This is a genomic window from Rhizobium pantanalense, from assembly GCF_030182525.1.
GTDB lineage: Bacteria > Pseudomonadota > Alphaproteobacteria > Rhizobiales > Rhizobiaceae > Rhizobium.
This window is the reverse complement of sequence record NZ_JAQJCH010000001.1, coordinates 619,561-633,479: the sequence shown is the minus strand read 5'-3', so window position 1 is coordinate 633,479 and position 13,919 is coordinate 619,561. Positions and strand designations below refer to the sequence as shown.

The window sequence follows — 13,919 nt, the reverse complement described above, 5'->3', positions numbered from 1 at the left end:
CCCATCCAGAAATCCAAGGTCGCGCTTCAGCCGGTCTGGCATCTCGTCGAGATCCAAATGCGACGAGGGCTCCGCGTGCTTGACGAAGGCCTGCGCCACCGATTCCAGAAGACGAGCTAGAATCCTGGGCCTTGGGGTTTCCACCGGCTCGATCACATAGCAATCCATGACAACACCTCAATCAAATCAACGATATGAATTGCAGTCTGGCGCTAAAAATGCTGAAATTCCAATCGAACTATCGTCTGCATACATAAAGAGAACTTATCCATGAAGCAGCCCAAGCGCTTCCCGCTGAATGCGCTTCGCGTTTTCGAGGCCGCCGCCCGGCTCGGCAGTTTCACCCGCGCCGGCGAAGAGCTTGGCATGACGCAGACGGCGGTCAGCTATCAGATCAAGCTACTGGAGGAGACGGTTGGAGAGCCGCTATTCCTGCGTCGTCCGCGGCAGATCCTGTTGACTGAAGCCGGAGAGCAGCTCGCGCCGAAAGTGGCTGAAGCCTTTGCCCTGTTGCAGGAGGCCATGGCCTCGATCAGTGGCGATGCCGAAACGACGCTGCGCATTCATTCGACGCCCACCTTCGCCTCGCAATGGCTGGCTCGTCATGTCGGGTCGTTTCAGCTCAAGCATCCCAATATCGCGGTCCGGCTGGATACCTCCGGCTCGATCATCGACTTCGCCCGGGAGCCCTCCGATATCGCCATCCGTGCCGGGCGTGGCCAATGGCCGGGACTGCGCGCCCATCTTTTGATGAAGGTCTATTTCACGCCGATGCTGAGCCCGGCGCTTGCGGAGACTATCGGCGGCATACATGAACCGGCAGATCTCCTGAAGCTCCGCATCATCGACGCGGGCGACCCGTGGTGGGCGCAATGGTTCAAGGAAGCCGGCGTTCCCGATCCCGGCCTTCAGGGCCGGCCACGCAGCAGGCTTGGTGCCCAGTCCTTCGAGGCGAGCGCAGCATTGGCCGGCCAGGGCGTCGCCATCCTGACCCCGGAGTTCTATGCGGATGATCTGGCTTCCGGGCGGCTGATCCAGCCCTTCGATATTCTTTCGTCCGACAATACGGACTACTGGATCGCCTATCCCGAAAACAGGCGTCATACGCCGCGAATCCGCGCCTTCAGGGATTGGCTCCTCCGCGAATTCGGCATGCCGCTCGAATAGCGCTCAATAATCCATGTCGGGCGCATAAAAACAGCGCGGCGTATTCTCGTCCGGAAACAGACAGAGATGATAGGCTCCGTCGGGCGAACGCATCGTTTTTTGCTGCGGCAGATTGAAGATGTGCGCGTGGGTTATGTAGCGATGATCGCCCGGATTGAGCGTCACCCGATAACCGCCAGGTACAATGGTGACGGTGCGCGAGGGGATCATCTCGCAATCGCCCGTCTTGCTGTCACCATTGCAGCAATAGGGGTCGTAGGACCAGCCGGAGGGCGCCTCATGCGCCAGGGCGAAGGCTGCGGAGAGAAGAAAAATACGAACGCCAGAATACCTCGCATGGGCAATTCTCCGTCGAAAAAATAGACGGCTGCCGCGGACACGGCCCGCTCCAAGCAGCCAAGGGCATTTTATTAAAAAACTGCCATAATCTGATCTAATGCGCCCCGGGCGCCAGACAAGAGCGTGGCTTTTTGCTGACGCGGCAAACTCTCCCCTTCCCTCCGTCGCCAACATTTTGCAAGGTGCGGAGTCGGAGGAAGAAAAGGGGAACTGAATGTATGAATACGCCATAGCGTGGGAATGGCTGGCCTTTGCCGCCCGCTGGTTCCACGTCATAACCGCCATTGCCTGGATCGGTTCGTCTTTCTACTTCATCGCGCTCGATCTCGGGCTGGTGAAGCGCCCGCATCTTCCGCCCGGCGCCTATGGCGAAGAATGGCAAGTCCACGGTGGCGGCTTTTATCATATCCAGAAATATCTCGTGGCTCCCGCGCAGATGCCGGAGCATCTGACCTGGTTCAAATACGAAAGCTATTTCACCTGGATTTCCGGCTTCCTGATGCTGTGTATCGTCTATTACGGCGGCGCCAACCTCTTCCTCATCGACCGGCATGTGCTCGACGTCAGCGTCCCCGTCGCGATCCTGATCTCGCTCGCTTCGCTTGCCGGCGGCTGGATCGTCTACGACCTGCTTTGCAAGTCTCCGCTCGGCAACAACACCTGGGGCCTGATGATCGTGCTTTATGCGGTGCTGGTCTTCATGGCCTGGGGCTACACGCATCTCTTCACCGGCCGCGCCGCCTTCCTGCATCTCGGCGCCTTCACCGCGACGATCATGTCGGCGAACGTCTTCATGATCATCATTCCCAATCAGAAGATCGTTGTCGCAGACCTCATTGCCGGCCGCACGCCCGACCCTAAATACGGCCGTATCGCCAAGCAGCGCTCGCTGCACAACAACTACCTGACGCTGCCTGTCATCTTTTTCATGCTGTCCAACCACTATCCGCTGGCTTTCGGCACGGCCTATAATTGGGTGATCGCTGCGCTGGTTTTCCTCATGGGGGTCACCATCCGTCACTGGTTCAACACGACACATGCCCGAAAGGGTCATCCAACCTGGACCTGGATCGTTACTGTCGTTCTCTTCATTATCATCATATGGCTTTCGACCGTTCCGAAGGTGCTGACCGAGGAGAAGGAGGCTAATGCGATTCCTCCCGCCTTCCAGCAATATGCCTCGGATATACATTTCTCGTCCGTCAAAGAGATAGTTTCGACGCGCTGCACCATGTGCCATTCGGCCGAACCAGTCTATGAGGGGATTGTTCGGCCGCCAAAGGGTGTAATGCTGGAAAATGACCAGCAAATCGCTATGCATGCCCGGGAGATCTATATTCAGGCCGGCCGCAGCCATGCCATGCCTCCGGGCAATGTCACCGAAGTGACGCCCGAGGAACGTAAATTGCTGGTCGCCTGGTTCGAAAGCTCCATCGGAGAAAAAAGCCAATGACCACCCTTCTGCGCGGCCGACTGCTTTCCTTCAAGCACCTGCCGCAAAGCGTCGATGATACCGGCAGCTACGCTTACGAAAACGACGGCGGCCTGCTGATCGAGAACGGCACGATCGTCGCGACCGGGCCCTATGCCGATATCAAGGCGCAGGCGCCGGAAGCTGTCGCCGAAGTCGACCACCGCCCGCACCTGATCCTGCCAGGTTTCATCGACATGCACCTGCATTTCCCGCAGATGCAGGTGATCGCCTCCTATGCCGCCAACCTGTTGGAATGGCTGAACACCTATACCTTTCCCGAGGAATGCCGCTTCGTCGAAAGCGCGCATGCCGAGCGCATCGCCACGCATTTCTACGACGAGATGGTCCGCCACGGCACCACGACGGCCGTCGCCTATTGCTCGGTGCACAAGACCTCCGCCGACGCCTATTTTGCCGAAGCAATGCGCCGCAACATGCGCATGGTCGGCGGCAAGGTGATGATGGATCGCCATGCGCCGCAGGGTCTGCTCGACACGCCCGAGATGGGCTATGACGAGACCCGTCAGGTGATATCTGACTGGCACGGCAAAGGCCGCAACCACGTCGCCATCACGCCGCGCTTCGCCATCACCTCGACGCCCGAGCAGATGGAGGCGACTGCAGCGCTTGCCCGCGAGTTTCCGGATCTGCACATTCAGACGCACCTTTCCGAAAACCACGAGGAGATCGCCTTTACCTGCGAGCTCTATCCGGAAGCGATCGACTATACCGATATCTATGCGCGCTACGGGCTGCTTGGACCAAAGAGCCTGTTCGGTCATGCGATCCACCTTTCCGAGCGCGAAGCCGATGCCATGAGCGAGGCCGGTGCGGTCGCGGTGCATTGCCCGACCTCGAACCTCTTCCTCGGCTCCGGCCTATTCCCGCTGAAGGCGCTGGCCCGCCGCCAGAAGCCCGTCCGTATCGGTGTCGCCACCGATATCGGCGGCGGCTCCAGCTATTCCATGCTGCGCACGATGGATGAGGCCTACAAGATCCAGCAGCTGCTCGGAGAACGCCTGAACCCGCTGGAAAGCTATTACTACATGACACGCGGCAACGCCGAGGCGCTCTCCCTCGTCGACAAGATCGGCACGCTTGATCCCGGCACGGAAGCCGACCTCATCGTGCTGAATGCAGCGGCAACGCCAGCCATGGCGCTGAAGATGGAGGTGACGAAGAGCCTCACCGAAGAATTGTTCCTGCTTCAGACTATGGGCGACGACCGGGCAGTCGTCGAAACTTATGTTGCTGGAAAGCCGATGAAATCCATCCTGCAATAAGGCAATCCCAACCCGCCTCCGTGTAACCATCCAGAGGGCAAAGAGCCATGACCGCGCCGCTGACCATCGCCGAACTGAAAACGCTTGCGCAGCGGCGCGTGCCGAAAATGTTCTTCCAATACGCCGATTCCGGCTCCTGGACGGAATCGACCTATCGGGCGAACGAGGCGGATTTCGCCAAGATCAAGCTGCGCCAGCGCGTCCTCGTCGACATGTCCGATCGATCGCTTGCAACCACCATGGTCGGCCAGAAAGCTTCGATACCGGTGGCGCTGGCGCCGACGGGGATGACCGGCATGCAGCATGCCGATGGCGAGATGCTGGCGGCGCGGGCGGCGGAAGAATTCGGTATCCCCTTCACGCTCTCGACCATGAGCATCTGTTCGATCGAGGACATCGCCTCCGTGACGAAGCAGCCCTTCTGGTTTCAGCTCTATGTCATGAAGGACCGCGATTTCGTCCTGAATCTGATCCAGCGCGCCAAGGCGGCAAAATGCTCGGCACTGGTGCTGACGGCCGACCTGCAGATCCTCGGGCAACGCCACAACGATATCCGCAACGGATTGTCGGCACCGCCGAAAATGACGGCGAAAAATCTCTGGCAGATGGCAACGCGGCCAGGCTGGTGCATGGGTATGCTGAAGACCAAGCGCCGCTCCTTCGGCAACATCGTCGGCCATGCCAAGGATATTTCCGACATGACGACACTGTCGCACTGGACGCATTCGCAGTTCGACCCCAAGCTGTCCTGGAACGACGTCGGCTGGATCAAGGAGCAATGGGGCGGCCCGTTGATCATCAAGGGCATTCTCGACATCGAGGATGCGAAGGCGGCCGTCGATGTCGGCGCCGACGCCATCATCGTCTCCAACCATGGCGGTCGGCAGCTCGACGGCGCTCATTCCTCCATCAGCATGCTGCCGCGGATCGTTGATGCCGTCGGCGACAGGATCGAGGTGCATATGGACGGCGGCATCCGCTCCGGCCAGGACGTGCTGAAAGCCGTGGCACTCGGCGCCAAAGGCACCTTCATCGGTCGCCCCTTCCTCTATGGTCTCGGCGCCATGGGCAAGGAAGGTGTCACACTGGCGCTCGAAATCATCCGCAAGGAGCTGGACATCTCGATGGCGCTTTGCGGCAAACGGGATATCAAGGCGGTGGATCGGTCGATCCTGGCTGACCTTTAATAGCGCATGTCGTTGCCGCGAAACCGCTGCACACATTTGCGCGGCATGCTCTAGCGCAGCCAGCCTGTCGCCAGACCGCTAGCCCACTCCTCGCGACCGTTCTGCGCCGCGAGCGCGGCCATCGCCATATGATCATAGGCGACCTGCCGGAAGACCGGCAGCCAAGTATCGCCGATCTTTTCCAGAATGGCGTAAGAAGCAAAGGGATGGCCCGCCTCCACCTTGTGATAGTAGGGCAGGTCATCGTCGTAGGCGGGGCAGCCGACGCTCCCGGGATTGACGATCAGGCGCCCGTCGGAAAGGCGAACAGCACGCGAAATATGGCTATGCCCGCACAGGATCAGCGGAAAATCAATGCCGGCAGCCAGGGCCTCGATCTCTTCCAGAGGCTTCAAATAGACCTGACCGTCCGGCGAGACGGATTCCAGCCAATAGACATTATCATCGGTTGGTGTCGCGTGGCAGAGATAGGCCTCATCCAGATGGACCGCACTGACGGGCAAGGTGCGCAGCCATTCGAGATGACGTTCCGTCAGTTCAGAATGCGCGGCCCGATCTGAAATATGCATCGTCTCGGGCGCCAGTTCTATCAGATAGCGGTCGTGATTGCCGCGCACCGTCGGCGCATTCAGTTCCAGCAGCAGATCGGCTGTCTTTCCCGCCGTCAGCGGCCCGCTGAAGCAATCGCCGAGATTGATGATGTCGCTAACACCCTGTCTGCGGATATCCGCAAGCACGGCTTCGAGCGCCAGATGATTGCCGTGAATGTCCGCTATGGCTGCAAAACGCAATCTCAACTCCCGCGATAGGTGGAATAGCCGTAGGTTGAAATCAGCAACGGCACATGGTAATGCGCCGTTGTATCAGCGATACCAAACCGGATCGGCACCAGATCGAGGAAAGCCGGCTCCGGCAGCTTGGTTCCACTGGCACGCAGATAGTCTCCGGCGCGAAACAGCAATTCATAGGTACCGGCAATGAAGCTGTCGCCGATCAGGATGGGACCGCCATCCACGCGCCCGTCGGCATTGGTCGTTACCGTCTTCAGATGCGTGCGAGCATCACCCTCGATCCTGAAGAGATCGATCACCAGGCCTTCGGCAGGCTTGCCGAGAGCGGTATCGAGCACATGGGTAGTCAGTCCGGTCATAGCGTCGGCGCTCCGATGATGAACGGCGTGTCGAAGAAATATTCCTCGAGGTTGTTCTCCGACCCGTCACGATCCACGATAAGGAAATCGCTCTGTTCGTCGAGTGCCATCAGGGGATAATGCCAGACATTGATCCGATAGTTCACGCCCTGGTCGCCGCGCGCAAGGAAGACTTGCGGCCGACCCGGCTTGCCGCCCTCATCTTCTGCAACGACGACGAGGAACGGCCGGCCATTCAGCGGCACGAAACACTGGCTGCCGAAGGGGTGGCGCTCCATCATGTCGATCGAGAAGGGAAAGGCACGCGGCTGGCCGCGAAAGAGGTTCAGGATAATCCGCGCCCCGTCACCGAGAGCTTCGGCATTCGACAACGCATGGAACCGCTCGGTCGTGCCACCGTTGATGTATCGCATGGTCGCAGGATCGGCCTCGATCACATCGCCGAATGGTTCGAACGCTGCCTTTGTCAAAGGATTGATGTCTAGATGCTGTATCATTGATTGATTATTCGCCTTCCGCTCGCCAGTGGCGAATGGAGTCCAGTTGCAGGAGCAACTCCGGAAGAGATTTGTGAGCGATATCCCACAGGGTCGCCGGCTCCATGCCGAAGTATCCTTGTGTGATCCGATTCCGGAAGTCCTGCATCACATGCCAAGGCAGCTCCGGATGGTCAACGACAAACTCCGGATATTCCTCGGAAATGCGTGTGGCAGCCTCGCCGATCAGCAGAAGGTTCATGCCGACGGCACGCTGTTTCTCGATATTGGTGGAGAATGTCGCTTGATCGGCTTCCCTGAGGAAATGGCCGGTTTCGGATGCAGCCTGCTGCATGCGTTCGAGGTAGGTAATCAGTCGATCCAGGCTCATGCCGGCTTTCCTCCGCCGGCAACGCCCGATTCCGGTGCGATGACGCGCCTCTTGGCGTCACCAATCATCCGTCCGCTTCTATCTTTGTCCAATGCTTTCCGCGGCCCCATGGCTCAATATCCTGCCAAGCGGATACTAAGCCATGAGTAGACCGAAAAACAGCGCGTACCTCAACGGGAAATCAGCCCAAGGGCATGGGTTGGAAGAATCGCGGCCCTGAGGCCAAACGTCAGGCCTCAGGCAGCATGGATTGCAGACGCAACAGCGCGATCTTCTCGACCTGAGCGGCAGCCGTCGCAAATTCCGTGTCCCGGCCGTTGCCAATCCGGGTTTCGAAGGCGGCAAGGATATCGTCCTTGCCGAGCCCCTTCACTGCGATGATGAAGGGAAAACCGAATTTCGTCACATAGGCGGCATTCAGTTCGGTAAACCGGGCGTGCTCCTCGGGGCTTAGCCGATCGAGCCCGGCACCGGCCTGCTCCTTGCGGCTATCCTCGGTAAGCTGGCCGGCAATCGCCAGCCGGCCGGCGAGATCGGGGTGTGCCCTCAGCACGCCAAGTCGCTCCGTCTCACTTGCGGCACGGAAGACCCGCACCAGCGCGGCATGCACGCCGCTGGAGGTCAACGGCTCGGCAATGGTGCCCTGATCGTAGGCGCGCTCGGCAACGAAAGGCGAATGTTCGAAGACGCCGCCGAAGCGGCCGACAAAATCATCCCGCGAGATCATATCAGCGCACGCCCCCTGGAAGGTGATTTTCATACCAGTGGTTGGCGATTTCGATTCGTTTCGGGATCCAGACCTTGTCGTGCTTCTGCACATATTCGATGAACCGCCGCAACGCGGCGGCGCGACCGGGGCGGCCGACGAGGCGGCAATGCAGACCGACAGACATCATCTTCGGACTGCCATCCTTGCCCTCTTCGTAGAGCGTGTCGAAGGCATCCTTCAGATAGGTGAAGAACTGGTCGCCGGAATTGAAGCCCTGGAGAGTCGCAAAGCGCATATCGTTGGTCTCAAGCGTATAGGGGATGATCAAGAACGGCTTGCCGTTCAAACCATCGACCCAGAAAGGCAGATCGTCGGCATAGGAATCGGAGGAATAGAGGAAACCGCCCTCCTCCATGACGAGCCGCAGCGTATTGTCCGACGGCTTGCCCTGATACATGCCGTAGGGCCGCTCGCCGGTGAGTTCGGTATGCAGCCGCACGGCTTCGAGAATGTGCTTGCGCTCCAGATCTTCGGAGAAATCCTTGTATTCCAGCCAGCGATAACCGTGACTGGCGATTTCCCAGCCCGCCTCCTTCATGGCGGCAACCGCTTCCGGGTTGCGCGCCATGGCAAGCGTCACGCCATAGACCGTCGCCTGAACCTTGAGTTCGGTGAACATGCGCCATAGCCGCCAGAAGCCGGCGCGCGAACCATATTCGTAGATCGATTCCATGTTGAGGTTGCGCTGGTTCGGCCAGGAGGCTGCGCCAACGATCTCCGAGAGCAGATTTTCCGACCCCGGATCACCATCGAGAATGCAGCTTTCCCCGCCCTCTTCATAGTTGATCACGAACTGCACCGCGATGCGGGCATCGCCAGGCCATTTCGGATCCGGCGTGTTGCGGCCGTAGCCGATGAGATTACGGGGATAGATTTCCGACATTGGATGCACCTTCTCTGATCGCGGAACGGTAGCATCCACGCCACGAAAGTCGAGACGGAAAGTGGGAAAATCACTTTCGCTTCAAAGCGGGGTATTGGCGTGAACGCCATCCGCTAATCTAGGCGATCTTGCGGGCGCTGACCTTTCCCATCGGATGCAGCGAATGCACCCGGAAGGGACCACCGGCGCCTTCTTCCATCATGAGCGCAATGTTGGAAACGGGGACGGGCGCAGCCAAAGCAGGCTCGAAGAAATCGCGCAAAGCACGCTCGATGCGCGTCATATCGGCAGGGCTTACCGTACCCGTCAGCATCATCTGGAAGCGGAACTCGTCCATGACATGCGGATGACCCCAGCGATGCAAATTGGCGAACTGGGTCGCAGAAAGCCCATCCGGATCGATCCGCTCGATCTCGGCTTCGCTCAGGGGTGCGCGATATTGATCGAAGGTCTGCACCAGCGATGCCGCGAGGAAATGCATCTGCTGGCTTGGCACGGAAGGAACGAGGCCCAGTGCGCCGCCGAGCCGCGCAACCTCGAGCCTCGGGATTTCGAAGGGCGCCACCGTGCCAGAAAACCGCATCAGATCGCGCAGCAGCCCGGCTTCGGACATGTCCTCTGCCAGCCGGAACGGAGCCTTGAGCAAACCCATGAAACCATAGCGGCGCGGGACTGCGGTGTAGAAAGCGATCTCGTGAATGCCGAGCCCACCGACCGCCGGCGGATCGACCATCTCGCCGGAATAGACGTTGCGGCCGAGCCAATTCGCCGCCACAAGCGTCAGCGGATCGCTCGCAGACGGTGTGAAGCAAATGGCATACCGCATAAAAATCCTCCAGGGCGTAACGTCAGGCAGACCGAACCGGCACCGATGGCCAAGGAGATAGGTGATTTGCGTGACAGATTGACGACCCGAAAGAGGCCTGAATTCACGTTTTATGTGATATGACTGAAATATGACTCGCTAAAGTGAAACTCTGCGGCAAGTTGAAGCGACCGGGCGCGCCCACCGCCTCACGTACCGCTGCCTCTGCCAACCTATGCGCCAGCCCGAAGCTCACCTTAAAGCCACCGGTCAGGGCAATCAGCGCGGGGTGATCGGGATGCGTACCCACCATCGGGTCACGATCCACGGCCTTCGGACGCAGGCCCGCCCAACGCTCGACGACTTCCGCGCCAGCAAGCACCGGCGCCATGGCACGCGCCGCTGCAAGCAGATCGTCGAGCTGCCCATCCGTCGATAAAGGATCGTCAAATCGGTTCTCGCTCGTGCTGCCAACCGCGACCAATCCATTCTCATGCGGAACGATATAGAGCCCGTCGCGGAAGATAACGGGCAAGTCGCCGTCAACATCGGCCTTCAGCATCGCCGCCTGCCCCTTGACCGGTTGCCCCAGCGAGGCTTTGCGTCGCTCCGTCAACTCATCGAGGATCGGAAACGAGCGGTAACCGGCGGCAAGGATGCAGCGACCGAAGCGAATGTCGCCATCACTTGAACGCGCAATGCCCCGCTCTGGATCGATACTCTCGACGGTAACGCCCTCGCAAAGCCGGACATGTCGTGCCGCCGCGAGAAACCTCCGCAGGACCTCCAGAAACGCGCGCGGCGCAACGCGGGCCGCCAATGTATCGTGGACAAATCCGCTTTCTCCGGCTGACGGTTCGATCCAGCCCTCGATTGGTGCGACATCCAGCAAATGCCAGTGAAACTGCCGCTCCCCGTGCCGCCAATGCACTTCCGCATCTTGGGAATGGCCTAACGCGATCTGCCTCAGATGCGGCTTCGGCAGCGGGATCAAGCGACCGGCGCGACGATAGCCAGCCGAAAGCCCGGTCTCCGCTTCCAGGGCTGCAATTTCCTCCTCCAGCGCGACAAGCGCATCGAACTGAAACTGCTTCTTGTCGGACCATTTGTCCGGCATATGCGGCATCAGCGCGCCGAGCAGACCGCCGCTTGCCCCCAGCCCGAAACGGCCGGCTTCGACAAGCAATGTCCGGATACCAAGACGCTCGGCATGAACGGCGGCCCATAGCCCCATGATCCCGCCACCGACGATCAGCAGATCGACGGACGATTGACCCGCAGGTCTTGGAAGATTATCGGCTCTTTCCATGACAGATCCAGTTTCAGATCGGACCAAGGCGTCCGAAACTCATGCGGCAAGCCCGGAGCTCGAATGGCGCGACGGCGATATGCCCTATTCGGCCGCATTTGGCGACCATTTTTATTGCCAGACCGACGGCAGGCTGGAATGCGGCCATGTCTTCTTGGCCGGTAACGGCCTGCCTGCCCGCTGGCACGGACAGCGAGATTTCCTTATCGGCGAACTCGGCTTCGGCACCGGCCTGAACTTCTGCGAGACCTGGCGCCAGTGGCGACAGCAGGCCATCCCCGGTTCGAACCTGCACTTCATGTCCTTCGAACTCTATCCGATGCGGGCCGAGGAAATCGATCGCGCGCTGACGCACTGGCCCGAAATCGATAGGGAGCGAGAGGCTCTTGCCGCCGCGTGGCCGGGCAACCCGCAGGGTATCGTGTCGCTGAGGCTAGATGCAAATACGCGCCTCAGCGTCGTTTGCGGTCCGGCTCTCGAAGGCGTCAGCCGCGCCGAACAGGGTTTTGATGCCTGGTATCTCGACGGTTTCGCACCATCGCGCAATGCCGACATGTGGTCGCCGGAATTGATGCAGACACTCCATGACAAGACGGTTCCGAACGGCACCTTCGCCACCTACGCAGCGGCTGGCTTCGTGCGGCGAAACCTGCAGGCGGCAGGCTTCATGGTGGAGCGGCGCAAAGGCTTCGCCGGCAAGCGCGAAATGCTCTGCGGCATCAAGCCCGCCTGAGGCCGGAGCTGATGTGCCGCGCCAGGTGGCAAGCATCTTGGGGATTCAGATGAGCTCGCCAAGATGCTGACGAACCCACTTGGCCTCTTCCGAGGCCGTCCGCCGGAAGTGCCGTTTGAAATCCCGGCTGAACTGGGCAGCACTGACATAGCCGACCGATGCCGCCACCTCCGCAATCGTCCCACTTTGGCGCGCGATCATCAACCGCGCCTCGTGGAGCCGCATCGCCTTCACATATTGCATCGGACTGCTGCCCGTCAGAGCCTTGAAATGGACGTGATAGGAGGGAACGCTCATCCCCACTTCACGCGCCAGCGCGGCAACCGAAATCTCGGAATTGTAGGTTTCACGCAATCGGGCCAGGCTTCGCACGATCTTCCCGGAAATGCCCTGCTGCTGAAGCGCTGAGATCATCGCTCCGCCCTGCGGGCCAACGAGAACTCGGTAGTGCAGTTCGCGCAGTATGCCTGCTCCCAGAACCGTAAGCTCGACGGGATCGCTAAGCGCCCGCAGCAGGCGCAGCACGACATCCTCGATCACCGGCTCCATCCTGCTCGATATCAGGCTTCTCACTTTGCCCACCGTTGTTACCGATCGTCTCGCCCCCACCTCCGAGGCGATCTCGGCAGCCAGAAGCATGTCGAACTCGACATAAACAGCAAGCAAAGGGCGTTCTGCGCTGGCTGACGATTCCATACGAAACGGAACAGGCACCGACACGGCCAGATAATGCTCCTCATCGTAAAGATAGACCTCGCCTTCAAGCATGCCCTGCTTTCGGCCCTGCAGGACGAAGACCGCGCCAGGTTTGTAGAGCACGGGAACATCATGAAGGATCGCTTCGGTCCTGAGAATGCGGACACCGGCAAGTGCCGTTGGGTTGTATCCCTGGCCGGGCGCAAGAAGGCCTGCCCGCTCCAGCAACTCCCGGCGCCTTGAACCCTCATCGCTCGGTTTCATAGGATTTGGCAAGATATCCATAGGCTTTGCAATCGCAGACGATGATTTCGAAGATTATCTGTCATAGGCATCAAGCAATCAAGACGAGATTTCGACCATGTCACAGAAGACTTTTTTCATCACCGGAGCGAATTCGGGCTTTGGCTTCGCAATTGCAGCCGCGGCGATCCGGAATGGCCACAAGGTCATCGGCACCATCCGCTCGGAACAGTCGCGGATGGCCCTGGCGGAACGCTTACCGGCAGTGCGGTCCATCCTATGCGATGTGACGGAGTTCAACCGCATAGCGGACATCGTCCGACGGGCCGAGGAGGATCACGGACCAGTCGACGTACTGGTTAACAACGCCGGCTACGGTCACGAGGGAATTCTTGAAGAGTCCTCCCTTGAGGAGATGCGGCGCCAGTTCGACGTGAACGTCTTCGGCGCCGTTGCGGTCGCCAAGGCCTTCCTCCCGCGCTTCCGCGAAAGGCGCAGCGGCTTCATCGTCAACGTGACCTCCATGGGCGGCATGATCACCATGCCCGGCATCGCCTATTATTGCGGAAGCAAATTCGCGCTTCAGGGCATCTCGGAGGTCATGCGAGCAGAGATGGCGCCTTTCGGCGTTCGGGTCACCGCCCTTTGCCCCGGCTCCTTTCGGACAGACTGGGCAGGCCGCTCGATGATCCGAACCGAACGATCAATCGCGGATTATGACGCGCTGTTCGATCCGATCCGTCAGGCGCGGCAATCCAAAAGCGGCAAGCAGCTCGGCGACCCCGACAAACTCGCCAGAGCCGTACTGGACCTGATCGAGTCCGAGGCCCCTCCGCCACAGCTCCTGCTTGGCAGCGATGCTCTTAGACTCGTCACTGACAGGATCGAGCGCCTCAGCCAGGAGATCGAAGCCTGGAAAGCCGTTACCGTTTCTACCGATGGCTGATGGCCGCGACGGTTGCGATGGCCAAAAGATGGCATGCAGCCATGCGCTCAAGTCTGTGGATCTGAACT

The 13,919-nt window shown here is 59.8% G+C and carries 16 protein-coding genes; 6 read left to right on the top strand and 10 right to left on the bottom strand.

Going from position 1 to position 13,919, the window contains the following annotated elements; genetic code table 11:
• The first annotated feature begins 270 nt into the window (after positions 1–270).
• Positions 271–1,167: a LysR substrate-binding domain-containing protein gene (locus tag PH558_RS03030; protein WP_285202105.1), complete on the top strand. Its 897-nt coding sequence runs from the start codon at positions 271–273 to the stop codon at positions 1,165–1,167.
• Positions 1,168–1,170: 3 nt separating this feature from the next.
• Here PH558_RS03030 and PH558_RS03025 read toward each other — a convergent pair whose 3' ends face one another.
• Positions 1,171–1,482, bottom strand: coding sequence for a hypothetical protein (locus PH558_RS03025; RefSeq protein WP_350223797.1), 312 nt, complete (start codon positions 1,480–1,482; stop codon positions 1,171–1,173).
• Positions 1,483–1,720: 238 nt separating this feature from the next.
• Here PH558_RS03025 and PH558_RS03020 point away from each other — a divergent pair, with 238 nt between their 5' ends.
• Genes PH558_RS03020 through PH558_RS03010 form a run of 3 tightly spaced genes read left to right on the top strand, consistent with a single transcriptional unit; the run spans position 1,721 to position 5,450 of the window.
• Positions 1,721–2,959: a urate hydroxylase PuuD gene (locus tag PH558_RS03020; protein ID WP_095435486.1), complete on the top strand. Its 1,239-nt coding sequence runs from the start codon at positions 1,721–1,723 to the stop codon at positions 2,957–2,959.
• The gene (gene guaD / locus PH558_RS03015) at positions 2,956–4,263 is read left to right on the top strand and encodes a guanine deaminase (RefSeq protein WP_285202099.1); all 1,308 of its coding nucleotides are present in this window, start codon (positions 2,956–2,958) and stop codon (positions 4,261–4,263) included. The genes PH558_RS03020 and guaD overlap by 4 nt, the downstream gene beginning before the upstream one ends.
• Before the next feature lie 47 nt (positions 4,264–4,310).
• On the top strand, positions 4,311–5,450 hold the full coding sequence (locus PH558_RS03010) for an alpha-hydroxy acid oxidase (RefSeq protein WP_285202097.1): 1,140 nt from the start codon (positions 4,311–4,313) through the stop codon (positions 5,448–5,450).
• 50 nt (positions 5,451–5,500) lie between these two features.
• Here PH558_RS03010 and PH558_RS03005 read toward each other — a convergent pair whose 3' ends face one another.
• The 8 genes from PH558_RS03005 to PH558_RS02970 form a co-directional block, all read right to left on the bottom strand.
• On the bottom strand, positions 5,501–6,241 hold the full coding sequence (locus tag PH558_RS03005) for a metallophosphoesterase family protein (protein WP_285202091.1): 741 nt from the start codon (positions 6,239–6,241) through the stop codon (positions 5,501–5,503).
• A gap of 2 nt (positions 6,242–6,243) precedes the next feature.
• The gene (gene uraH / locus PH558_RS03000) at positions 6,244–6,600 is read right to left on the bottom strand and encodes a hydroxyisourate hydrolase (protein WP_285202090.1); all 357 of its coding nucleotides are present in this window, start codon (positions 6,598–6,600) and stop codon (positions 6,244–6,246) included.
• Entirely contained in the window at positions 6,597–7,097 is a 501-nt protein-coding gene (locus PH558_RS02995; RefSeq protein WP_095435491.1) for an ureidoglycolate lyase, read from the bottom strand. The genes uraH and PH558_RS02995 overlap by 4 nt, the downstream gene beginning before the upstream one ends.
• 7 nt (positions 7,098–7,104) lie before the next feature.
• Positions 7,105–7,467 (bottom strand): HepT-like ribonuclease domain-containing protein, encoded by a 363-nt coding sequence (locus PH558_RS02990; RefSeq protein WP_285202088.1) that lies wholly within the window; start codon positions 7,465–7,467, stop codon positions 7,105–7,107.
• Positions 7,468–7,696: 229 nt separating this feature from the next.
• Positions 7,697–8,194 (bottom strand): 2-oxo-4-hydroxy-4-carboxy-5-ureidoimidazoline decarboxylase, encoded by a 498-nt coding sequence (uraD, locus tag PH558_RS02985; RefSeq protein WP_285202086.1) that lies wholly within the window; start codon positions 8,192–8,194, stop codon positions 7,697–7,699.
• Position 8,195: 1 nt separating this feature from the next.
• Positions 8,196–9,119: an allantoinase PuuE gene (gene puuE, locus PH558_RS02980; RefSeq protein WP_285202085.1), complete on the bottom strand. Its 924-nt coding sequence runs from the start codon at positions 9,117–9,119 to the stop codon at positions 8,196–8,198.
• A gap of 118 nt (positions 9,120–9,237) precedes the next feature.
• Complete coding sequence (locus PH558_RS02975) at positions 9,238–9,945, bottom strand: DUF1045 domain-containing protein (RefSeq protein WP_285202084.1); 708 nt, start codon at positions 9,943–9,945, stop codon at positions 9,238–9,240.
• A gap of 103 nt (positions 9,946–10,048) precedes the next feature.
• On the bottom strand, positions 10,049–11,233 hold the full coding sequence (locus tag PH558_RS02970) for an NAD(P)/FAD-dependent oxidoreductase (protein WP_285202081.1): 1,185 nt from the start codon (positions 11,231–11,233) through the stop codon (positions 10,049–10,051).
• Here PH558_RS02970 and mnmC2 point away from each other — a divergent pair.
• Complete coding sequence (gene mnmC2, locus PH558_RS02965; RefSeq protein WP_285202079.1) at positions 11,232–11,966, top strand: tRNA (5-methylaminomethyl-2-thiouridine)(34)-methyltransferase MnmC2; 735 nt, start codon at positions 11,232–11,234, stop codon at positions 11,964–11,966. The two genes, PH558_RS02970 and mnmC2, sit on opposite strands and share 2 nt — an antisense overlap.
• A 45-nt stretch (positions 11,967–12,011) precedes the next feature.
• On the opposite strand, the gene PH558_RS02960 is transcribed toward mnmC2, so the two are convergent.
• Positions 12,012–12,941, bottom strand: a complete 930-nt coding sequence (locus PH558_RS02960) for an AraC family transcriptional regulator (RefSeq protein WP_285202724.1) — start codon at positions 12,939–12,941, stop codon at positions 12,012–12,014.
• An 82-nt stretch (positions 12,942–13,023) separates the two neighbouring features.
• On the opposite strand from PH558_RS02960, the gene PH558_RS02955 reads away from it, so the two are divergent.
• Positions 13,024–13,851 carry an oxidoreductase gene (locus PH558_RS02955; RefSeq protein WP_285202078.1) on the top strand — a complete coding sequence of 276 codons (828 nt, stop codon included), beginning with the start codon at positions 13,024–13,026 and terminating at the stop codon, positions 13,849–13,851.
• Positions 13,852–13,919: the final 68 nt, after the last annotated feature.

Excerpts from the sequence above, each read along its gene's own strand:
- PH558_RS03030 (WP_285202105.1), top strand. The coding sequence starts at position 271 with ATGAAGCAGCCCAAGCGCTTCCCGCTGAATGCGCTTCGCGTTTTCGAG.
- PH558_RS03020 (WP_095435486.1), top strand. The coding sequence starts at position 1,721 with ATGTATGAATACGCCATAGCGTGGGAATGGCTGGCCTTTGCCGCCCGC.
- guaD (WP_285202099.1), top strand. The coding sequence starts at position 2,956 with ATGACCACCCTTCTGCGCGGCCGACTGCTTTCCTTCAAGCACCTGCCG.
- PH558_RS03010 (WP_285202097.1), top strand. The coding sequence starts at position 4,311 with ATGACCGCGCCGCTGACCATCGCCGAACTGAAAACGCTTGCGCAGCGG.
- uraH (WP_285202090.1), bottom strand. The coding sequence starts at position 6,600 with ATGACCGGACTGACTACCCATGTGCTCGATACCGCTCTCGGCAAGCCT.
- PH558_RS02995 (WP_095435491.1), bottom strand. The coding sequence starts at position 7,097 with ATGATACAGCATCTAGACATCAATCCTTTGACAAAGGCAGCGTTCGAA.
- PH558_RS02990 (WP_285202088.1), bottom strand. The coding sequence starts at position 7,467 with ATGAGCCTGGATCGACTGATTACCTACCTCGAACGCATGCAGCAGGCT.
- uraD (WP_285202086.1), bottom strand. The coding sequence starts at position 8,194 with ATGATCTCGCGGGATGATTTTGTCGGCCGCTTCGGCGGCGTCTTCGAA.
- puuE (WP_285202085.1), bottom strand. The coding sequence starts at position 9,119 with ATGTCGGAAATCTATCCCCGTAATCTCATCGGCTACGGCCGCAACACG.
- PH558_RS02975 (WP_285202084.1), bottom strand. The coding sequence starts at position 9,945 with ATGCGGTATGCCATTTGCTTCACACCGTCTGCGAGCGATCCGCTGACG.
- mnmC2 (WP_285202079.1), top strand. The coding sequence starts at position 11,232 with ATGACAGATCCAGTTTCAGATCGGACCAAGGCGTCCGAAACTCATGCG.
- PH558_RS02970 (WP_285202081.1), bottom strand. The coding sequence starts at position 11,233 with ATGGAAAGAGCCGATAATCTTCCAAGACCTGCGGGTCAATCGTCCGTC.
- PH558_RS02955 (WP_285202078.1), top strand. The coding sequence starts at position 13,024 with ATGTCACAGAAGACTTTTTTCATCACCGGAGCGAATTCGGGCTTTGGC.